Annotated in this window: 15 protein-coding genes; 6 read left to right on the forward strand and 9 right to left on the reverse strand. The window is 73.4% G+C overall.

Annotated elements, in window-relative coordinates; all coding sequences use genetic code 11:
• Positions 1-20: 20 nt before the first annotated feature.
• Positions 21-2,060, reverse strand: coding sequence for an N-6 DNA methylase (locus tag ACIRGB_RS14780; RefSeq protein WP_403863697.1), 2,040 nt, complete (start codon positions 2,058-2,060; stop codon positions 21-23).
• A 206-nt stretch (positions 2,061-2,266) separates the two neighbouring features.
• On the opposite strand from ACIRGB_RS14780, the gene ACIRGB_RS14785 reads away from it, so the two are divergent.
• Positions 2,267-2,752: a hypothetical protein gene (locus tag ACIRGB_RS14785; protein ID WP_403863700.1), complete on the forward strand. Its 486-nt coding sequence runs from the start codon at positions 2,267-2,269 to the stop codon at positions 2,750-2,752.
• Between the two features lie 76 nt (positions 2,753-2,828).
• On the opposite strand, the gene ACIRGB_RS14790 is transcribed toward ACIRGB_RS14785, so the two are convergent.
• The gene (locus ACIRGB_RS14790) at positions 2,829-3,602 is read right to left on the reverse strand and encodes an HNH endonuclease family protein (RefSeq protein ID WP_403863702.1); all 774 of its coding nucleotides are present in this window, start codon (positions 3,600-3,602) and stop codon (positions 2,829-2,831) included.
• A 146-nt stretch (positions 3,603-3,748) separates the two neighbouring features.
• On the opposite strand from ACIRGB_RS14790, the gene ACIRGB_RS14795 reads away from it, so the two are divergent.
• Entirely contained in the window at positions 3,749-3,946 is a 198-nt protein-coding gene (locus ACIRGB_RS14795) for an antitoxin (RefSeq protein WP_403863705.1), read from the forward strand.
• Positions 3,947-4,037: 91 nt separating this feature from the next.
• Here the strand turns inward: ACIRGB_RS14795 and mfd are convergent, their stop codons facing one another.
• The 3 genes from mfd to ACIRGB_RS14810 all read right to left on the reverse strand — a co-directional run bounded on the left by mfd (position 4,038) and on the right by ACIRGB_RS14810 (position 11,212).
• Complete coding sequence (gene mfd, locus ACIRGB_RS14800) at positions 4,038-7,571, reverse strand: transcription-repair coupling factor (protein WP_403863708.1); 3,534 nt, start codon at positions 7,569-7,571, stop codon at positions 4,038-4,040.
• A gap of 291 nt (positions 7,572-7,862) precedes the next feature.
• Positions 7,863-10,427, reverse strand: a complete 2,565-nt coding sequence (locus ACIRGB_RS14805; protein WP_403863711.1) for an ABC transporter permease — start codon at positions 10,425-10,427, stop codon at positions 7,863-7,865.
• Positions 10,424-11,212 (reverse strand): ABC transporter ATP-binding protein, encoded by a 789-nt coding sequence (locus ACIRGB_RS14810; RefSeq protein ID WP_403863714.1) that lies wholly within the window; start codon positions 11,210-11,212, stop codon positions 10,424-10,426. The genes ACIRGB_RS14805 and ACIRGB_RS14810 overlap by 4 nt, the downstream gene beginning before the upstream one ends.
• 529 nt (positions 11,213-11,741) lie before the next feature.
• Here ACIRGB_RS14810 and ACIRGB_RS14815 point away from each other — a divergent pair.
• On the forward strand, positions 11,742-12,167 hold the full coding sequence (locus tag ACIRGB_RS14815) for a DUF485 domain-containing protein (RefSeq protein WP_403863717.1): 426 nt from the start codon (positions 11,742-11,744) through the stop codon (positions 12,165-12,167).
• Positions 12,168-12,193: 26 nt separating this feature from the next.
• On the forward strand, positions 12,194-13,774 hold the full coding sequence (locus tag ACIRGB_RS14820) for a cation acetate symporter (protein WP_403864857.1): 1,581 nt from the start codon (positions 12,194-12,196) through the stop codon (positions 13,772-13,774).
• Positions 13,775-14,028: 254 nt separating this feature from the next.
• On the opposite strand, the gene ACIRGB_RS14825 is transcribed toward ACIRGB_RS14820, so the two are convergent.
• The 3 genes from ACIRGB_RS14825 to ACIRGB_RS14835 all read right to left on the reverse strand — a co-directional run bounded on the left by ACIRGB_RS14825 (position 14,029) and on the right by ACIRGB_RS14835 (position 18,902).
• Entirely contained in the window at positions 14,029-14,919 is an 891-nt protein-coding gene (locus tag ACIRGB_RS14825; protein ID WP_403863720.1) for a cellulose-binding protein, read from the reverse strand.
• A 190-nt stretch (positions 14,920-15,109) separates the two neighbouring features.
• Positions 15,110-17,902: an SUKH-4 family immunity protein gene (locus ACIRGB_RS14830; RefSeq protein ID WP_403863723.1), complete on the reverse strand. Its 2,793-nt coding sequence runs from the start codon at positions 17,900-17,902 to the stop codon at positions 15,110-15,112.
• 7 nt (positions 17,903-17,909) lie between these two features.
• The gene (locus ACIRGB_RS14835) at positions 17,910-18,902 is read right to left on the reverse strand and encodes an SMI1/KNR4 family protein (protein WP_403863726.1); all 993 of its coding nucleotides are present in this window, start codon (positions 18,900-18,902) and stop codon (positions 17,910-17,912) included.
• 293 nt (positions 18,903-19,195) lie between these two features.
• Between ACIRGB_RS14835 and ACIRGB_RS14840 the strand changes: the two genes are divergently transcribed.
• Positions 19,196-19,726 carry a YwqJ-related putative deaminase gene (locus ACIRGB_RS14840; protein WP_403863729.1) on the forward strand — a complete coding sequence of 177 codons (531 nt, stop codon included), beginning with the start codon at positions 19,196-19,198 and terminating at the stop codon, positions 19,724-19,726.
• Positions 19,727-19,773: 47 nt separating this feature from the next.
• A complete protein-coding gene (locus ACIRGB_RS14845; protein ID WP_403863732.1) occupies positions 19,774-20,271 on the forward strand; it encodes an SUKH-3 domain-containing protein in 498 nt (165 codons plus the stop codon).
• Positions 20,272-20,284: 13 nt separating this feature from the next.
• Here the strand turns inward: ACIRGB_RS14845 and ACIRGB_RS14850 are convergent, their stop codons facing one another.
• Positions 20,285-21,604: a sensor histidine kinase gene (locus ACIRGB_RS14850; RefSeq protein ID WP_403863735.1), complete on the reverse strand. Its 1,320-nt coding sequence runs from the start codon at positions 21,602-21,604 to the stop codon at positions 20,285-20,287.
• Positions 21,605-21,663 lie beyond the last annotated feature (59 nt).

Here is a 21,663-nt window from a genome sequence, read left to right on the forward strand (position 1 = left end):
CTCCGCCCGCGCGGGGCCGCTCAGTCGGGGGCGACCGTGCCGTCCGCGAGCCCGTCGTACATGCCCCGCACCAGCTGCTCCCCGAGGCGGCCCGCGCGCCGCAGCGCACGCTCGAACTCATCCAGGGCGCGGAAGCGGTCGCCGTAGCCGCGCTGGGCGTCCAGGGGCAGCCGGGGCAGTTGCAGGCGCCGTACGTCGAGGCGGGTGGCGGTGGAGGCGTGGCTGCTGGCCCGCCGGTGGTTGGCGGTGCCGCGCAGGAACCCGGCGAGGAACCAGGGGTCGAGCGCTGCGGGGTCGGGGCGCAGCAGCACGAGGTTGCGCCCGAGGGCGGCACCGGCCGTGGCGTCGTCGATGACGCGCGCGACGGAGCCGCCGCCGAGCACGGGCACGACGACGTCGCCGGGTTCGGTCAGGACGGGTTCCTCGTCGCCCTCCGGGAGGGTGCCCGAGGGGCCGGTGCCGGTGAGGACGTCGTGGTCGGTGAGCAGGGGTACGCGCGCGGGGCCGGCGTTCGTCCCGGTGTGCAGGGTGAGGGCGCCGCCGCGGGCGAGTTCGCCGACGGTGGTGAGCGGCCGGTGGGGCGCGGGGCGTGCGGTGCCGGGGGGTGCGGGGGTGAGTTCCGCGGTCAGCCGCAGCGTCTCGTCCAGGCGCGCGCGCACGTCCGCGAGCCGTCCGGTGCCGCCGGTGGCGCCGGGGGGCGGCAGATGGCGGGCGGGGGCCAGGTCGACGTCGTCGTCGAGGAGTTCGATGACGGGCACGCAGCGGGCCAGGCCCGGCCGTTCGTCGAGCCGTCCGGTGCGGCCGAAGTCGCCCCAGGCGTCGAGCACGGCCTCCCGCACGGACCGCCAGTCCGGTCCGCCGCGCCCCTCCCCGGCGAACTGCCCCGCGTCGGCGAGCAGCAGCCCGGGCTGCGCGGGCGCCCGCTCGGGCCGGCGCAGCACCCACAGGTGGAGGGGGAGGTGGTACGGGGGTGCCGCACCGGCCGGCAGGGCGATCACGGCGCGCAGGGCCCCCCGGCGCAGCAGGTCGGCGCGGACCCGGCGGCCGGAGCGGCGGGAGGCCGCGGCGGGCGGCATGAGGACGACGACGGTGCCGCCGTCCCTGACCCGGGCCAGGGTGTGCTGCACCCAGGCCAGTTCGGACTCGGTGCGGGCCGGGAAGCCGTACTCCCAGCGGGGGTCGTAGGCGAGTTCGTCGTGGCCCCAGTTGCGCTCGTTGAACGGCGGGTGGCACAGCGCGGTGTCGGCGCGCAGGCCGCTGCGAGCGTCCGCGCGCAGGCTGTCCCCGGCGGCGATCCGCACGGCGGCGTCCGTGCTCAGGGCGAGCCGCAGCGCGGTGAGGGCGGCCAGGGCGGGGTCGCTGTCCTGGCCGTACAGCTCCTGCCCGGGCCGGGCGGTGGCAGCGGCGGCGCGGAGCAGGGAGCCGGTGCCGCAGGCGGGGTCGAGGACCGTGCGGGCGGGGCCGGCGAGTTCGGCCATCAGCTCGGCGAGGGGGTCCGGGGTGAGCGTGTACTGCCGCGGGTTGGCGTCGAGGTGCCGGCCGAGCAGGAACTCGTACGCCTTGCGGGCGCCCGGTCCGGCGGCGAGTTCGGCGGCGCCGCGCAGGAGCGGGGCGGAGGGGAGCAGCCGGGGGCCGGCCGGGGTGGGGACGGCGCGCTCGGGGCCGGGGCCGAAGCGGGCGTCGAGCACCTGGTCGAGGGCGGCGGGCAGCAGGGCGGCGAGGCGTTCGTCGGAGCCGGCGCTCGCCTCCAGCCAGAGGGTCGGGCGGTCGTGGACGAGCAGGAGGGCGCAGCCCGCGTGCACCAGGGCGGCGGCCGGTCCCTCGGGGTGGCCGAGGAGTTGCTGCCAGACGCGTTCGCGTGGGGGGACCTCGGCGAGTTTGCCCTGGGCGCGCAGCCACGCCTCGACGTCGGCGAGGGCGAAGGAGGGGCTGGTCTCGGTGCCGCCGACCGGTTGGGGGAAGTCCGCGTGGCGGCGGCGCCAGTTGCTGACGGCGGCGCGGCCGACGCCGGCGAGCCGGGCGATACCGGCGGCGGTCACCTCTGTCCCGTTGTCCTGCACGGTCGGGCCCCCTCGTCCTGGTGTGTGACGCCAATCCTACCGAGGAACGCCGCCCGACTTCGATTCACACCGTGAATCACCCCTTCACCTGTGAACCGTGTTGACTCGGTTCACAGGCTCTGCTGTTATTGACGCATCGAACCGGCCGAGGCGAGGGGCTTCGGTGCACGGTCGATGGATCTGTCTCTGGGGAGAGGACCGACGTCATGGGCATGAAGACCAAGATCGCGCTGGGTGCCGTGGTGGGGATCGCCGTCATCGGCGCGATGTCGGCGAACTCGGGCGACGGGGACGGCGACGCCAGGAGCGACAGCCGGGCCTCCGCGAGCGCGGGCGAGAAGGCGGGCGGGGACGAGAAGGCGGACGGCGCGTCCGGCGCGAAGCCCGCCGAGGACAAGGCCGTCGAGAAGGCGTCCCAGGCCGAGCAGTTCAAGGCGTTCGTGCGGAAGAACGGCACGCCCAAGGAGAAGGACGCCGTCTCGCACGTCACCAAGGTGCAGGGCGCCGACGAGCAGAACGACATCCTCGACGCCGCCGACGTCTACACCGACTTCACCGGCGGCATCATGGGCGAGGGCACGGGCCCGGCCAAGCTCATCGCCTCCGCGTTCGCCGACTGGAAGGACAGCGAGAACGGCCTCGTCACGATCTACGACGCCGACGGCGAACTGCTCGGCAACGGCCAGTTCTGAGCGCCGGACCGCGCCCACCGTTCACCGGCTCCGCCCGGCCCCCGGGGGCGCTGAGGTCACCGGCGCGGCAGAGGCGTCAGCCCCGGCACTGCTTCGCCATCATCGACCGGTCCGCCTCGGTCACCGCCAGCTCGTACTTGACGGCGACCTGAGCGAAGCGGACGGCGTACGCGCACCGGATCGACTTGGTGGGCGGCAGCCACGAGGCCGGCCCGGAGTCGCGCTTGGCGGAGTTGGCGCGGCCCTCGACGGGCAGCAGGTTGAGCGGGTCGTTGGCCAGCTGCTCACGCTTGTTCTCGGGCCAGCGCGAGGAGCCCATCTGCCAGCTGTAGGACAGCGGCACGACGTGGTCGATCTGGACCTCGCTCGCCTTCCGCTTGCGCCACTCGATACTCGTCCCGGTGTACGGGTCGTCCAGGGTCATCGCGATGACCACGCAGTCCGAGCCGGACTTGAAGCGCACCTGCTGACCGTCGCGTTTCAGCAGGTCGTTGCGGGTGTCGCAGCCGTTGCGGGCGAGCGGAACCCCGTCGGCGGTGTCCATCCAGGCGTAGCCGAACTCGTCGCGGTCGTACCCCGTCTTCGGGCCGCGCCCCTTGGTCTTCAGACCGTCGATCAGCTTGCGGGCCGCCGCCTGCGAGCCGTCGCCCGTGACCGGGGCGAGGCCCGGCTCGGTGCCGTCCGGGTTGTCCAGCGGGCTGACGGCGCGGCCGGAGGCGGGGGCCTCGGCGCCGCCGCCGGAGGCCGGGGCGTCGTCGCCCGCGTCCAGTCCTTCGCAGCCGGTCACCAGGGCCAGGGCGAGGGCCGCCCCGGCGGCCCATCCGGTACGGACCCTGCTGTGCCGCCTCATGCGCGCCCCTCCCCTTGCCGTTCGCAGCCACCACCGTAGCGAGGGAGAGGTCCGGGCCATAGGGGGCCTTAGACGGGCGTTAGTGGGCACACGGGACATATCTGTCGTACCGTCGACAGTGAGTCACGTCTCGGAAGGAGCTCTGCATGGGCATCCTCGACAAGATGAAGAGCATGGCCGGCAAGGACAAGGACAGGTCACGGAAGATGTCCGACGCCGCCGAACGCCAGGTCAACCAGAGGACCGGCGGCAAGCACGAGAAGCAGGTCGACGCCGCGCAGCAGCAGGCCGAGGGCAAGCTCGGCTTCGGGCGCGAGCAGGGCGGCGGCCGGGAGCAGCAGTAACCGCTCCCCGTACCTCCGGACACGTCGAAGCCGTCCACGGAACTGTCCCCGTGGACGGCTTCGACGCGTGCGGGCTGGGAACCTGTGCGGGCTAGGAACCCGGGATCGAGGTGAGGAACTCGCCCACCCAGCCGAGCAGTTCCCGCCCGACCAGCGGCTTGCCGCCCACCTTCGCGGTCTTCGGGCGCGGCACGAGCACCTGGTGGGCGCCCGGCTTGATGACGCTGCCCGGGTAGAGCCGCTTGAGCCTCAGCTCCTGGGACTCGCGCAACTCCACCGGCGCGAAACGGATGTTGTTGCCCTGGAGCACGACCTCGCCGACGGCGCACGCCCGCGCGAGCATGCGCAGGCCCGCGACCAGCAGCAGATTCTCCACCGGCTCGGGCAACTTGCCGTACCGGTCGACGAGTTCCTCGCGTACGGCCTTGATGTCCGCCTCGCTGTTCGCGGAGGCGATGGACCGGTACGCCTGGAGGCGCAGCCGCTCGCCGGGGGCGTAGTCGTGCGGGACGTGCGCGTCGACCGGCAGCTCGATCTTGACCTCGAGCGGCGGCTCCTCCTCCACACCGCCCTCCAGGGAGGCCCGGTAGTCGGCGACGGCCTCGCCGACCATCCGTACGTACAGGTCGAAGCCGACGCCGGCGATGTGGCCGGACTGCTCGCCGCCGAGCAGGTTGCCCGCGCCGCGGATCTCCAGGTCCTTCATCGCCACGTACATGCCCGCGCCCATCTCGGTGTGCTGGGCGATGGTGGCGAGCCGCTCGTGCGCGGTCTCCGTCAGCGGCTTCTCCGGCGGGTAGAGGAAGTAGGCGTAACCGCGCTCCCGGCCTCGGCCGACGCGGCCGCGCAACTGGTGGAGCTGGCTGAGGCCGAAGTTGTCGCCGCGCTCGACGATGAGGGTGTTGGCGTTGGAGATGTCGATGCCGGACTCGACGATGGTCGTGGAGACCAGCACGTCGAACTTCTTCTCCCAGAAGTCGACGACGACCTGCTCCAGTGCCTGCTCCGACATCTGGCCGTGGGCGGTGGCGATGCGCGCCTCGGGGACGATCTCGCGGAGCTTGGCCGCCGCGCGGTCGATGGACTCGACGCGGTTGTGGATGTAGAAGACCTGGCCCTCGCGCAGCAGCTCGCGGCGGATGGCGGCGCCGATCTGCTTGTGCTCGTAGGGGCCGACGAAGGTCAGCACCGGGTGGCGCTCCTCCGGCGGGGTGGTGATCGTGGACATCTCGCGGATGCCGGTGACGGCCATCTCCAGGGTGCGCGGGATGGGCGTCGCGGACATGGTCAGGACGTCCACGTTGGCGCGGAGCTTCTTCAGCTGCTCCTTGTGCTCGACGCCGAAGCGCTGCTCCTCGTCGACGATGACCAGGCCCAGGTCCTTGAACCGGGTGTCGGAGGAGAACAGGCGGTGGGTGCCGATGACGATGTCCACCGAGCCGTCGCGCAGGCCCTCCAGGACCGCCTTGGACTCGGTGTCGGTCTGGAAGCGGGACAGCGCCTTCACCTTCACCGGGAACTGCGCGTACCGCTCGCTGAAGGTCCCGAAGTGCTGCTGCACCAGCAGGGTGGTGGGGACGAGCACGGCGACCTGCTTGCCGTCCTGGACGGCCTTGAAGGCGGCGCGGACCGCGATCTCCGTCTTGCCGTAGCCGACGTCGCCGCAGATCAGGCGGTCCATCGGGACCGTCTTCTCCATGTCGTCCTTGACCTCGGCGATGGTGGTGAGCTGGTCCGGGGTCTCCACGTAGGGGAAGGCGTCCTCCAGCTCGCGCTGCCAGGGGGTGTCCGCGCCGAACGCGTGGCCCGGCGCCGCCATCCGCGCGCTGTAGAGCTTGATCAGGTCGGCGGCGATCTCCTTGACGGCCTTCTTGGCGCGGGCCTTGGTCTTGGTCCAGTCGGCGCCGCCCAGGCGGTGCAGGGTGGGGGACTCGCCGCCGACGTACTTGGTGATCTGCTCCAGCTGGTCGGTGGGGATGTAGAGGCGGTCGCCGGGCTGGCCGCGCTTGGCGGGGGCGTACTCCACGACCAGGTACTCGCGGGTGGCGCCCTGGACGGTGCGCTGCACCATCTCGATGTAGCGGCCGACGCCGTGCTGCTCGTGGACGATGTAGTCGCCCGCCTCCAGGGTGAGCGGGTCGATGGTCTTGCGGCGCCGGGCGGGCATCCGGGCGCCCTCGCGTCCGGCGGCCTTCTGGCCGGTCAGGTCGGTCTCGGTGAGCACGGCGAGCTTGAGGGCCGGGTCGACGAAGCCGTGGTCGATCGAGCCGCAGGAGACGTGCACGACCGAGGGGCTGAGCGCGTCCAGGTCGCTGTCGAGGCGGGCGGCGATCCCCTCGCCGCCGAGGACCTCGACGGTGCGGGCGGCCGGGCCGTGGCCCTCGGTGAGGTAGACGGCGCGCCAGCCGTCGGACAGCCAGCCCTTGGTGTCGGCCAGCGCCTTGGCGGTGTCGCCCCGGTAGGTCTCGGGGGCGCGCATGCCGAGCTTGAGGGTGTCGGCGTCGTCCAGCGCGTCGTCGGCGGCGAACGGCGACACCGACCACCACATCATGTCCAGCTCGCGGGCCCGCTCCCGGACGTCCGCGAGGGACCACAGGGACGCCGCGTCGACGTCGATCGGCGCCTCGCCGCCGCCCGCGGTGGCCGCCCAGGACGCCTGGAGGAACTCCTGCGACGTCGCCACCAGGTCGGCGGCCCGGGTGCGCACCCGCTCCGGGTCGCAGACCAGGGACATCGAGCCCTTGGGCAGCACGTCCAGGAGCAGCTCCATGTCGTCCACGAGGACCGGGGCCAGGGACTCCATGCCCTCCACCGCGATGCCCTCGGCGATCTTCCCGAGCAGTTCGCCCAGCTCCGGGTGGTCCTCGGCCAGGGCGGCGGCCCGCTCGCGCACGTCCTGGGTCAGCAGCAGCTCACGGCAGGGCGGGGCCCACAGGCCGTGTGCGGCGACCTCCAGGGAACGCTGGTCGGCGACCTTGAAGTAGCGGATCTCCTCGACGTCGTCGCCCCAGAACTCGACCCGGAGCGGATGCTCCTCGGTCGGCGGGAACACGTCCAGGATGCCGCCGCGCACGGCGAACTCGCCGCGCTTCTCCACCAGCTCGACCCGCGCGTACGCCGCTGCCGCCAGCGCCTGGACGACCTCCTCCAGGTCGGCGCTCTGCCCGGTGCGCAGGGCCACCGGCTCCAGGTCACCCAGGCCCTTGACCTGCGGCTGGAGCACGGAGCGTACGGGTGCGACGACGACCGAGACCGGGCCGGTCTCGGGGTCGTCGGGGCGGGGGTGGGCCAGGCGCCGCAGGACGGCGAGGCGGCGGCCGACGGTGTCGCTGCGGGGGCTGAGCCGCTCGTGCGGGAGGGTCTCCCAGGACGGGTACTCCACGACGCCCTCGGGCGGCAGCAGGGAGCGCAGCGCCGCCGCCAGATCCTCCGCCTCACGTCCCGTCGCCGTCACCGCCAGCACCGGGCGGCCCGTCTCGCGGGCCAGGGCGGCGATCGCGAAGGGCCGGGCGGCGGGCGGGCCGACCAGGTCGACGTGCATGCGGTTGCCGTCTGCGGCCGCCGAGATCGCTTCCGCGAGGGCGGTGTCCTTGACGACGGCGTCTAGCAGACCGTGCAGGCTCATGGAGGGGGCGCTTCCGTCCTGGGGTGGGACAACACGAATAACCCGACTCGGTGAGGGCCGGGGGTGTCCAGGTTACGTCGGTCTGCTCGACGGCGCCGGAGCTGTGGATGACGCCGGGTAAGTGGCGGGCCGGCACCGCCGTGGACGTACCAGGGGGCTCCGCCCCCTGGACCCCCGGGCCTGTGCCCACCCACCACCCGACTCGGCGGGATGAAAAGTCCCCACCAAAAGAGGCCCGGCGCCTCCGTCCCCCTGGGACGTCGGCGCCGGGCCCTCCCGCGCACCCCCGTGCTACTCCGTCGCGATGGCGTTCAGGACGTTCATGCGGCCCGCGCGGAAGGCCGGGACCAGGGCGGCGAACAGGCCCACGAAGGCCGAGCCGATGAAGACGCCGATGATCGTCGGCCAGGGGATGTCGAGGACGTTCAGGCCCTCCAGGGCGAGCAGCTTCTGGGCCGTGGCGCCCCAGCCCATGCCCAGGCCGAGGCCGAGCAGGGCACCGAAGAGGGCGATGACCACGGACTCCATGCGGATCATGCGGCGCAGCTGGCGGCGGGAGAGGCCGATGGCCCGCATCAGGCCGATCTCCCGGGTCCGCTCCACCACCGACAGCGCCAGGGTGTTCACCACACCGAGGACGGCGACGATGATCGCGAGGGCGAGCAGGCCGTAGACCAGGTTCAGCAGCTGGCCGATCTGGTCCTTCAGCTCCTGCTTGTAGTCGGTCTGGTCGGCCACCTGGTACTGCGGGTAGGCGTCCAGCGACTTCTTCAGCGCGGCGTACGCCTGCTCGGCCTGGCCGTCCTTCGCCTTGGCGAACATGATCGTGCTCGGCGGGACGTTCTCGGCCGGCAGGTACTTCCGCATCGTCTCGATGCCGATGTACCGGGCGCCCTGGTCGATGGCCACGTCGTCGCTGGTGATCGCGGCGACCCTGAGCTTCGCCCTCTCGCCGCCCTCGAAGGCGACGGTGAGGGTGTCGCCGACGTGCACGCCGTGCTTCGCGGCGTAGTCCGAGCCGACCGACATGGCGTCGGTGCCGTAGGCCGCGGAGAGCTTGCCCTCCGTGGTCACCCGGCGCACGTCCTCGGCGTAGGTCGGGTCGGCGGCCGTGACGCCGTCGTCGTCCGTCTTGCCGTCGGGCGTGGTCAGCGTGGCGTCGAGCATCTTGTAGCGGGTGACGTGCTCCAGGCCGGGCGTGTCGGTCATGGCCTTCTCGGCCTGCGGCACGATCCGCTGGTTGCCCTGGACGATGAAGTCCGCGCCGACCGTCTTGTCCAGCTCGCTGGTGGCCGAGGCGACCATGGAGGAGCCGACGACGGACAGGCAGGCCACCAGTGCGAGGCCGATCATCAGCGCGGCGCCGGTGGCGCCGGTGCGGCGCGGGTTGCGCAGGGCGTTGCGCTCGGCCAGGCGGCCGACGGGTCCGAAGGCCCGCAGCAGCACCGCGCTGATCACCCGGACCACGAAGCCGGCCAGCAGCGGGCCGATGACGACGAAGCCGATGAGGGAGAGCACGATGCCCGCGCCGAGCATCACGGAACCATCGCTCGCCTTGTCGGCGGAGGCGGCCGTGAGCAGGGCGGCGACACCGGCGCCGGTGAGCACCAGGCCGATCAGGCCGCGTATCCAGCCGGCCTTGCCGTCGGCCGGGGTGCCGGCGTCGCGCAGGGCGGCCATCGGGGAGACCTTGCCGGCCCGGCGGGCGGGCAGGTAGGCGGCGAGGACGGTGACCACGACGCCCAGGACCAGGCCGATCACGGGAGTCGCCGTCTTGACGGTCAGGTCGTCGGTGGACAGGTTCATGCCCGCCGCGGACATCAGCTTCATCAGGCCGACGGCGATGCCGACACCGGCCGCGACACCGAGGACCGAACCGACGACGCCGAGGAGGAACGCCTCGACCAGCACCGAGCGGTTGACCTGCCGGCGGGAGGAGCCGATGGCCCGCATCAGTCCGATCTCGCGGGTGCGCTGGGCGACCAGCATGGAGAAGGTGTTGATGATGAGGAAGATGCCGACCAGGAACGCGATCCCGGCGAAGCCGAGCATGGCGTACTTGATGACGTTCATGAACTCGCCGACGTCCTCGCGGCCTTCGTCCGACGCCTCCTTGGCCGTCTGGATCTTGAACGTGTCGCCCAGCGCGCCGGAGACGTTCCGCTTGAGCTGCGCGTCGGTGACACCGGCGGCGGCGGTGACGTTGAACTGGCTGAACCGGTCCGCGCCGCCGAGCAGTTCACGCTGGGCGGTGGGGGTGTCGAAGTAGACGACCGCGGCACCCGGGTTGGTGACGGTGAAGGAGGCGATGCCGACGATCTCGGCCTTGAAGTCGCCGGTCTGCGAAATGGTGCGCAGCTCGTCGCCGATCTTCAGGTCGTGCTTGTCGGCGGTGTCGGAGTCGACCATCGTCTCGGTCGGGCCGCGCGGGGCGTGGCCCGAGGTGATCTCCATGGACCGCAGGTCGTTCCTGGTCCAGTTCCCGGCGATGGTCGGGGCGCCGTTGGTGGCCCCCACGTTGTCGTTGTCGGCGTTGACGACGGTCACGTTCATCGAGGCGACCGCGCCCTCGACGGACTTCACGCCGTCGACCGAGCGGATCTTCTCCACGGTGGACGCCGGCAGCGACTCGGGCACCCCGTTCTGCGGGGCGTCCTCGGCCTCGGCGTCCTTCGGGGCGACCGTCACGTCGGACGAGGTGACCGCGAAGAGCTTGTCGAAGGTGGTGTTCATCGTGTCGGTGAACACCAGGGTGCCGCACACGAACGCCACCGACAGCAGCACCGCCACCGCCGAGAGCGCCATGCGGCCCTTGTGCGCGAAGAAGTTGCGCATCGAGGTCTTCACGACGGTCATGACGTGCGCCCCCGGGCGTCGAAGTCCTTCATGCGGTCGAGGACGGCTTCGGCGGTGGGCTGGTACATCTCGTCCACGATCCGGCCGTCGGCGAGGTACAGCACCCGGTCCGCGTAGCTGGCGGCCACCGGATCGTGGGTGACCATCACGATGGTCTGGCCCAGTTCGGTGACCGACCGGCGCAGGAAGCCGAGCACCTCGGCGCCCGCGCGCGAGTCCAGGTTTCCGGTCGGCTCGTCACCGAAGATGATCTCCGGCCGGGCGGCGAGGGCCCGCGCCACCGCGACCCGCTGCTGCTGGCCCCCGGAGAGCTGGGTGGGCCGGTGCTTGAGCCGCCCGGCGAGCCCCACGGTCTCCACGACCCGGTCCAGCCACGCGCGGTCGTACGCACGGCCGGCGATGTCCATGGGCAGCGTGATGTTCTCGATCGCGTTGAGCGTCGGGAGCAGGTTGAACGCCTGGAAGATGAAACCGATCCGGTCCCGGCGCAACCGCGTGAGCTTCTTGTCCTTCAGACCGGTTATCTCGGTCTCGTCGAGGTAGATCTGCCCGCTGGTCACGGTGTCCAGGCCGGCCAGGCAGTGCATCAGCGTGGACTTGCCGGACCCCGAGGGGCCCATGATCGCGGTGAACTGGCCGCGCGCGATGTCCACGTCCACGTGGTCGAGGGCGACCACCCGGGTCTCGCCCGATCCGTAGGCCTTCACGACCTGCCGCGCTCGCGCGGCAACGGCCGTACGCCCTCCAGTGCTCCCGTGCGCGGGAATACTTACGGCCGATGTCATGTCAAGTCTCCTATGTCGGTCATCGAGTGAGCCGCCGGTGCCGCGACCGTCGTGGTGTGTGCTGTGTTGCGGCAGCCGCGCTGCCGTCTCGAAGAGTCTGTCCGGAGCCGGGGGTCGACCGCGCTGGTGTTCAGCGCAGTCTTCTACTGAGGAAAACCCCACCCCCGAGGGTCCGGTTCACCGCCCCCCAGCGGCGTAAGGCCAGATTAACGACGCCGCCGGGCCCCTCTCGTCCTCCGTCGGTACGAACCCTCCCCGACCCGTAGTACGGAGGTACCCCTAGGGGCAGCCCACCCTCCGGTGGAGCGGGCCTCGGGGTCGTCCTCCACCCCGGGACGCATCGAGCGTCCACCCTCACGCGACGTCAGGAGCAAGCGGAGGCGGCGCGAGCACCGGCCCGGGTACATACCGACCGACCAGTTCGGCCAAAACGCCGCGTGCCGCCGAACCCGCGAGTAACGTGCGTGGCCCCCACCCCCCACCTCCTGCGGTCCACCGCTCGGACCCAAGCCGCGCAAGGAGAACCGGGATGACCTACGACCCGTCCCCGTCGTACCCGCACCGCCCACCACCACCCCCGCCCCCGTACGCCCCGCACGCCCGCCCCACCACCCACCGAGCCCCCCACCGCGCACCCCGCCGCGACCCGCTGGGGCACCACAGCGACCTGCGGATCCTGCGCAGCGCCTACCGCCGGCAGCGGCGCACCGCGACGCTCACCGCGCTCGGCTACTTCACGCTGTTCCTGCTCCTGTCCGCGTACGCGCCCGGGCTGATGACCGGCACCGCCGTCGCCGGGCTGCCCACCGGGCTGCTGCTCGCCCTGGTGCAACTCCCCGTCACCTGGCTGGCGATCGCGCTGTACGAGTACACCGCCCGGCGCCGCGTCGACCCGCTCGCGGACCGCATCCGCACGGAGGCCGCGCTGGACGCCCGGCGGGGGGCGGGACGGTGACGGAGTTCAGCGGCAACGCCCAGACGATGTCCCTGGTCGGCTTCACCGCCGTCGCCACCGTCACGCTGCTGCTGTGCGTGATGACCGGCCCCGACCGGGACGACCTCGACGAGTTCTACACCGGCTACGGCTCCCTGTCCCCCATGCGCAACGGCCTCGCGATCGCCGGCGACTACATCTCGGCGGCCTCCGTGCTCGGCACGGGCGGTGTCATCGCCCTCTTCGGCCACGACGGCGTCGTGCTGGCGCTGAGCACCGCGCTGTCCCTGATGCTGCTGATGTTCCTGCTGGCCGAACCACTGCGCAACGCGGGCCGGTTCACGATGGGCGACGCGCTCGCCCGCCGGATGCCGGGGCGCGGCGTGCGCATGACGGCCTGCGCCGTGACCCTCGCGGCGCTGCTGCCGCTGATGCTGGTGCAGCTCGCGGGCACCGGCCAACTGCTCGCGTTCGTCCTCGGTTTCTCCGGTGAGACATTGCAGACCGGCTGCATCATCGGCCTGGGGGTGCTGATGATCGGGTACGCGGCGATCGGCGGCATGAAGGGCACCGCCCTCATCCAGATCCTCAAGATCGTGATGCTGCTGGGCTCGGGCCTCGTGGTCGCCGCGCTGATCCTGCACTGCTTCGACTGGGACCCGGGCGCGCTGTTCGACGCGGCGGCGGACAACAGCGGCGCGGGTCCGGCGTTCCTGAACTCCGGGCTCCAGTTCGCGGGCGGGCCGCACCCGGACGCGGACATGATCTCCGCGCAGCTCACCGTCGTCCTCGGCGGCGCCTGCCTCCCGCACGTCACCATGCGCATGTACACCGCCTCCTCCGCCCGCCAGGTGCGCCGCTCGATGTCCTGGGCGGTGTCCGGCGTGGCGCTGTTCGTGCTGGTCGTCACGGTGATCGGGTTCGGCGCGACGGCGCTGGTGGGGCGGTCGGTCATCGCCGGGATCGACCCGCAGGGCAACACCGCCTACCTGCTGGGCTCCCAGGCGGCCTTCGGCGCGCGGGTCTCCACCGCGGAAACGTTCCTGTTCACGACCGTCACCACGGCCGTCTTCCTCACCCTGCTCGCCTCCGTCGGCGGCATGATCCTCGCCTGCGCCAACTCCCTGGCCCACGACCTCTTCGCCGCCCGCGTCCAGGAGATGTCCCCGCGCCGCGAGATGACCCTCGCCCGCGTCTGCGCCCTGGCCGTCGGCGTGCCCGCGATCGTGCTGGCGACCCTCGTCCAGCACCGCAGCCTCCAGCCGCTGGTGACCCTGTCCTTCTGCCTGGGCGCCTCGGCCATCGCCCCCGCCCTGGTCTACGGCCTCTTCTGGCGCCGCTACACCCGCGCCGGGCTGCTGAGCACCCTCATCGGGGGCTCCCTGGCCGTGCTGCTGCTGATGCCGGGCACCAACCTCGTCTCCGGCTCACCGGTCTCCGCCTTCCCCGAGGCCGACTTCAACTGGTTCCCGTTCACCACGACGGGCCTGGTCTCCATCCCGCTGGGCTTCGCCTGCGGCTGGCTCGGCACGATGCTCTCCGGCCGGCGCACGGCGCAGGAACAGCGCCGGCACTACGAGGCGGTGGAGGGCTGGATCCTGGCGGGCGCGGTCCGCAGGGGCGACTGACCGCGGCACGGGCGCGGGGACGGGCTGGGCGCGGGGACGGGCTGGGCGCGGGCTCGGGCACGGGCGCAGGCTGGGCGCGGGCTCGGGCACGGGCGCGGGCTGGGCACGGGCTCGGGCTCGGGTACGGCTGGGCCGGACAGCCGACCGGCCCGTCGGCCCACCCGACCCGGCCCGGCCCACCGACCCGGCCCGGCCTACCGGTCCTGGTCCACCGGCTGGTCCACCGGTTCCGGTCCCGGCCCGGCCTCTGGGTGTCACTCCACCGCGCGCCCCGTCAGCGTGCTGAGATTGCTCCGTACGGAGGCCATGTGGGCCTGGAGTTCGTCCCACCGCTCGCCGTGCTCGCGCAGCACCCGTTCCGTGTCGCGGGCGATGCGCTCGCTACGCGCCCGGGCCTCGGCGACCACCTCGGCCGCCCGGGCCCGGGCCTCCTCCTGCCGCCGCCCGGCCGCCTCCCGGGCGTCGGCCAGCTCCCGCTCGGCGTCACGCAGTCCCTGCTCCGCGCGCGCCACCAACTCCTCGTGCCGCGCGTCCAGGGCCCGCGCGCGCTCCTCCTCGGCACGCTCGGCGTCGGCCCACCGCTCGGCCAGTTCCTTGCTCTGCTCGGCGGCCGCCCCGGCGCTGCGCCTGCGCATCTCACGCAACACGGACAACGCCTCCGCGCGCCCCGCCTTCACCTCGCGCCGCGCCTCGATCCGCGCCTCGTCGGCCTCCGCGCGCGCCGCCAGCAGCCGCTGCCTGGCCCGTTCGTCCGCCTCGGCGCGTACGGCGTCGGCATGCGCCCGGGCCGCCTCCCGCACACCGGCCGCGTACGCCCGCGCGTCCTCCATCAGCTCCGCCGCGGCACCGCGCGCCCGCTCCCGTACCGCCTCGGCCTCCTCCTCGCCGAGCCGGAACAGGTCTCGCGCGCGCTCCCCGAGCACCTCGTAGTCCTGCGGGGCGAGCCGCGCGACCACCTCCTCCAGGTCCCCCAGGTCCTCCTCCATCTCCCTGGCCAGCACGGTGAGCCGGGCGGCCCGTTCCCAGGCCGCGTCGCGCTCCTCGGAGAGGGCCGCGGCGTACGCCTCCACCTGCTCGGGACGGTAACCGCGCTCGCGCCCGCGTACGGTCACGAAACCGTGGGGAGAAGCCGATGCACCGCTCACGCTCATCACCCCTGCATCACCCTTCGCGTCACGCTGGTGGTGAACCTGCCGCATCACCCGGACCTGACCGACTTTATGGACCAGACGTAAGCCCACATAATCCGACACACCGCACACAAAGGGGCGGGGCCCGGTCGACTCGCAGGTCGACCGGGCCCCGCCCGTCGGGTACGTCAGCGGCGCGAACGCCTCACAGCAGCCCGTCCCACATCTGCTCCAGCAGCACGGACCACCAGCTCTCCGGCGACCCGAGCGCCGCCGGGTCCAGCGCGGCCAACTGCGCCTGGAAGTCCACCGTCCAGCGGCCCGCCTGCTCCTGGTTCAGACCGAACCTGAGCCGCCACATCCGGCCCAGCAGGGCCAGGCAGCGCGCGAACTCCGGCAGCCCCGTGTTCACGAACTGCGGCGGCACGGGCGCACCGCCCGGACCCGCCTCCACCGGGACCGCCACGATGGCCGCCGTCCCGTACTGCACACAGATCGCCCGGCCGAAGTCGCTGCCCACGACGAGATACGACCCCGCGTCCGAGGCCGACCGCACCCCGCGCTCGGCCGCCAGCTCCGCCAGCGTCGGCACCGGGCGCCCCGGCTGGGCCTGCGCCCAGAAGAACGGACCCATGTCCATCGGCAGCCCGGCGGCCACCAGCGTGTGCGCCACGACCGGCGGCACCCCTTGCCGGGACACCGCGGCCTGCTCGAACCGGAAGACCCCCGGACCGAACGCGCCCGCCAGCTCCTGCCCGATGGCCTCCGGCGGAACCGGCGGCACCGGCTGCACCCGGGGCAGCGGAGCACGCACCGGCGCCGGCCGCGCGGGCCCGTCGGCCACCTGGTGCAGCTCGCCCTGGTGCGCCAGCAACTGCTGCATGCCCTGCTGCCGGCTCGCGTGGTCCAGCCCGTACGGCGCGATCGAGGCGATCCGTGCCTGCGGCCACTGCTCCCGGATCATCCGCGCGCAGTACGCGCCCGGCAGTTCGCAGGACTCCAGCTCGGTGTGCAGCTCCAGCACCTGGTCCGGCGGCACGTTCATGGACCGCAGCTCGTGGAAGATCTGCCACTCCGGGTGCGGCGTACCCGGCGCGGAACGCCGGATCAGCTGCTGCTCGGACCCGTCCTGGGCGCGGTAGCGCAGTACGGCCTGGTAGCCGGGGCCGACGGTCGGCTGACCGGTGGGCTGCGGCGGATAGCCGTACGCCTGCGGCGGACCGGGGACGGGCTGCCCGGGCGGCGGCGGCACGGCACCGGGCGGGGGCGGCGGGGGCGGCGGCGCACCGACACCGCCGGGACCGCCCACCGAGGGCGAGGCCAGCACGGTCTGCGCGTGGTGCACGGCACCGCCCGCGCCTCCCGCGGAACCCTGCGCACCCGGAGCACCGGGAGGGGCCGGCGGAGGCGGCGGCGTACCGGGACCGGAAGGCGCGCCGGGCGCACCCGGAGCACCGGGGACACCGGGAGGAGGTCCGGGCGGACCCGGGGGGTTGGGCGGACCGGGGGGACCGGGGGGCTGCGGGGCACCGCCGCCCGTCCGGCCCGGGTCGGCCAGCATCGTGGCGGCGTGATGCATCCCGCCCGGCGGCGTCCCACCCGGCGCACCCGGCGCACCCGGCGCACCGGGCGCACTCGGCGGAGGCGGCGTACCCGGCGCGCCCGCACCGGCCGGAGGCTGCGGCGCGTGGGGCGGCGGGGTGCCCGGGGCGCTGGGCGGAGGCGGCGTGCCCGGGCCGCCCGGGCCCTCGGGACCGAGCGACGACACCAACTGCGTCGGCACGTAGCCTCCCGCCGGCGTACCCGGCGCGGGAGTCCCCGACGGCGGCGGGGGCGTACCCGCCGGACGCGCACCCGGCATACCCGGGGCGCTCGGCGGGGGCGGCGTGGGCGAACCGCCGCCACGGCGGGGCGGCGGCGTCGCCTTGCTGGTCGCGGCGTCGGCGATGTCCCCGGCGTTCGACGCGAGCGGCCGGGGCGGCGTGCCGGACGCAGCGGGACCGGCGGACGGCCCGGCCGCGGGCGGCACCGGAGCCGCGGGCGGCGGCGTGCCCGTACCACCGGGCGCACCGGGCGCACCGGGCGCACCAGACGCACCGGGCCCACCGGGAGCCCCGGGAGCGTTCGGACCGCCGATCGCCGGCGCGAGCGCCGTCGGCGGGAGCTGGCTGCCGCCCGACATCAGCGCCGTCTTGGCGTCCGGCGTCGTGGACGGCGGCGGCGTGTCGTCGTCGGCACCGCTCAACGGCGGCGCGAACACGGTCTGAGGCAGCGGTACGGAACGGTCCTCACCGGCGTCCGCGTTGGTGTCCGTCCCCGCCCAGGGCGTCGCCCCGGCAGGCGCGCTCGGCGCACTCGGGACACCCGGCGCACTCGGCGCACCCGCGCCGGACGTACCCGCGCCGGAGCCACCGGCGCCCGACCCGGCATCTGACCCGGCACCCGCGGCCGGCCACCCCGCACCGCTCCCGGACGAGCCGCCCGCCGACGCCGACGCCGATTCCGACGCGGCGGGAGCCGAAGGCACCCCGGCCTGCGTCTCGGGCAGCGCGCCCCCGGCGCCCCCGGCACTCCCGGCGCCCCCCGTGTCACCGCGCTCCTGGTCGCCCCGCCGGCGATCCGGAATGCCGATCCGGTCCGCCGCCTCCTGCAACCACTCCGGCGGACTCAACAGGAACGACGTCTGGTTCAGGTCCACCCGCGCCGCAGGCGCCGGAGCCGCCGCCTCCGCCTCGTCGGGACGGCCGTACTCCTCCTCGTACCGGCGGATCACCTCGCCCACCGGCAGCGCGGGCCACAGCGTCGCCTCGCCACTGTCCCGGGCGATCACCAGCCGCTGCGCTCCCCCGTCCGAACGCGGGCCGTCCGCCCGGTCCTCGGCCCACACCACGAACCCGAGGTCGAACTCCCGCACCCGCACCTCACGGTGCTGGTACGCCGGCAGCTCGCCGTTGACCCACTCCTCGGCGCGCTCCTGCGCCTGCGCGAACGTCACCATCGTCAGCTCACTCCCCTACCGACGCCGACGCGGGCACCGCACGCGCGAAACCGCCGTCCACCATCAGGTTCGCCACCGTCTCCAGCTCCGGCGGGGAACCCGCCAGCCGCGACAGGAACGCGTCGAAGTCCTCACCGCACGGCAGCAGCAGCCGCTCCACCCGGTCCGCCGGCGGCCACGACGGGTCCACGTCCCGCACGTCGTCATAAGCGCAGAACCACACCGAACCGATCCGCTCACCCTTCACCTTCACGGCGAGCAGACCGCCCTGGACGAACGCGACGCCCAGGTAGTCCTTCGTCAGATGGTCCCGCAGACACTTGTTCACATAGACCAGGTCGTTGACCGCCGCCTCCTCACGCACCGTGAAGAACGGCTGGTCCACCAGCAGCCCCAGCTCCGCGTCGAGCGCCGTGCCCACCGGCGCACAGCCGCCCGCAGCCTTCAGGAACGACCGGTAGGCGCCCGGCAGCCGGTACCCGAGGTCCTCCTCGACCCCCTGCACCTGCTGCTCCGTGACGGCCACCCCCGACTTCGGCAGACCGAAGTGCGCCGGACGCGTCTCCTGCAACGGCCGCGTGCCCCGCTTGCCCTGGTCCACCGCCGCCGTCGAGATCCCGCCGTGGTGCCGCAGCAGCGCCTTCACCTCGACCGGGACCAGCTCCATCCGCCGCGAACCCGCCACGTGATGCCAGGTCCAGCCGTGCGGCGTCGCCACCGCGGGCACCGTGTCCCACAGCTCGTGCCCCGACGCCGACAGAGCCGCGTTCGCCGACACGTAGTCCGTCAGCCGCAACTCGTCGACCCCGAACCCCTCCGGCGGGTCCGCGATCTCCGCGACCGCCCGCGCGTACGGCGAGAAGTCGGGGTAACCACCCGCGTCCACCCGTACCCCTCTCGGGTGACGGGCCGCCCGCACCGGATCCGGGAAATGCACGACCTGCCCGGCATAGGCCGCGTTCGGCGGCGCGGCTGCTTGCCCGAGCCGACCTGTCGTCATGGCGGTTGCCCCCTGCGGCGTCTGTCTGCTGCCAGATCCGTCTGATCTGCCTGCACTGTCTGGGTCCACCGCGTACGAGAGCGCGGTGCCGACAGCCTATGCGGTACGGCAAGAGGGGTCACCGGCACCGGACCCCGCACCCGCCACCGGCACCTCCGCTTCCGTGACCAGCCGTCACCCTCCCGTGACCCACCGCCCATACCCGGGCGTGTCACCCCGCCCCAGCTTCCCCAGCAGCCACCGGATTTGGCACTCTGTGACCTTCGGGGGATGTGCAGGAGGGGAAGACGATCATGAGTGCGACACAGACGGGACCCGACACCGGGCGGTCCGACGACCCCCGCGACGGCGACCCCCGCATCGGCTGGAGCAGCGCCGACGGCCACCGGACCCCCATCCTCCGGCACCGCCGCGACGGCATACTCCCGACCGTCGCCGCCGCCCTCTCCGTACGCGGCACCACTCTCACCGGCACCGCCACCCGCGCCGACACACCCCCCGCCCTGCACCACCTCGTACAGGACTTCCTCGACACCCTCACCAGCGGCCAACGAGACCGCTACACCGGCCGCTGCGCCGAGACGATCCTCATCTCACGCCACCTGGCCACCGCCGACGCCACCCGCAGCAAACGCGCCGCGCGCAGACCCATGACCAACGGCGAAGCCCGCAAAGCACTCAAACACGCGAAACTCACCACCCGCCGCATCCGCGAGGACGGCGACCCCCTCCACGGCGCCTTCGCCGCACCCTGCCGCGCCTGCACCGCCCTCAGCGCCCACTTCGGCGTCCGCATCGTCGATCCCACGGCGGAGAGGGACTGACCGCGCCGATCGACCCGAACCAGCCGACCGAGACGAACCAAGGGCCGATGCAAGCCGACCGCACCTTCACCACCCGCTTCCCCGTCCCCGTCGACGCCGCCCTGCGCGACGCCGGCTGGCAACCGGGACGCTGGGACATCAAGCAGGCCGAGATCTGGGCCGACACCCTGCGCGAACACACCTCACCCGCGGGACACCGCCACACCGTCTTCCCCGCCGCCGTCGAGGCCTGGGCCGAATTCGGCGGCCTGCACCTCGCGCCCACCGGCCCCGGCCGCCAGGTCGCCCCCGCCACCCTGCACCTCGACCCCCTCCACGGCCTCCACATGGCCCGCACCCTCGGCGACCTCGGCCGCGCCCTCGGCACCCAGACCTGCCCCCTCGGCACCGAAACCGACAGCCAGGCCCTCATCGCCATCGACGCCGAAGGCCGCGTCTACGCCCTCGACCACACCGGCGACTGGTACCTCGGCGCCACCATCGACGCCGCCCTCGCCACCCTCGTCGTCGGCACCCAGCCGCCCCGCCTCACCATCACCGGCTGACCCGCGGGCGCGGCTACGACGCCGGGATCACCGCCGACACCCGGAAACCTCCCGCGTCGGTCGGCCCCGACACGAACACACCCCCCAGAGCGGCCACCCGCTCCTTCATCCCCACCAGCCCGTTGCCCCCCGACGGCAACCGCGCCGACGACGCCGCCGAGGCCACCGGCGGCGGCTCGTTCTCCACCTGCATCGCGATCTCCGACGCGCGGTGCGCCAGCCGCACGTACGTCTTCGCACCCGCCGCGTGCTTGTGCACGTTCGTCAGCGCCTCCTGCACCACCCGGAACGCCGTCGACTCCACCTCCGCCGCGTACAGCCGCTCCTCCCCCTCCACCGACAGATCCACGACCATCCCGGCCGCCTCCGACTGCCCGATCAACTCGTCCAGCTCCGACAGGCACGGCCCCTCCGAAGGCGACTCCCCGTCCGCCACCGCCCGTGACGCCGCCACCGCGGCAGCCACCCCCACCGCCGCCAACGGCACCGACGCCCGCTCGGCCCGCGCCCCCGCCCCGCCACTGCGCAGCACCCCGAGCATCTCCCGCAGCTCCGTCAGCGCCTGCCGCCCCATGTCCCCCACCAGGGCCGCGTTCTTCACCGCCTTCTCCGGGTCCTTCCGGGCCACCGCCTGGAGCGCGGCGGCATGCACCACCATCAGACTCACCCGGTGCGCGACCACGTCGTGCATCTCCCGCGCGATCCGCGTCCGCTCCTCGTTGCGCGCCCACTGGGCACGCTCCTCCGCCCGCTCCGCGAGCAACTGCAACTCACGCTCCAGGCTGTCCGCCCGCTCCCGCAGACTCTCCATCAACCGGCGCCGCTGCCCCACGTACAGGCCCAGCAGCAAGGGCGGCGCGGTCAGCCCCAGCGACGACCCGACCGACGCGAACGGGATGAACCAGTCCCCCAGGTCCACACCGTCCCGGCCCATGTCCTGCCGCAGCCGCACGAACGTCACGATCAACGTCCCCAGGAACGACATCCCCGCCAGGGCCCCGATGATCCGCCGCGGCAGCTCCGAGGCCGCCAGCGTGTACAGGCCGACGACCCCCATCAGGAAACCCATCTCGGCCGGCGTGATGGCGATCGCCACCAGCACCACCGCGATCGGCCACTTCCGCCGCACCAGCAGCACCGAACCGGCCAGCAGCCCGAACACCACCCCCATCGCCACCGGAATCCCGGCATCCCATGCGAACGGAACCCCCTCCGCCGCGCACTCCAGCGCGGACACGGCCCCCAGGCTCACATCGAGCACCGCGCCGCGCCGCCGGTCCCACCACCAGGGCCCACCCCGGGCCGGTACGTGGTCTTCCCCCGTCGTGGTCATGCCTCCAGCCTACGGGCGCCGCCCGCCCCATTTCCGGTGACTTTCGACAAACGATACGA

The organism is Streptomyces sp. NPDC102490, from assembly GCF_044765285.1.
Classification (GTDB): Bacteria; Actinomycetota; Actinomycetes; order Streptomycetales; family Streptomycetaceae; genus Streptomyces.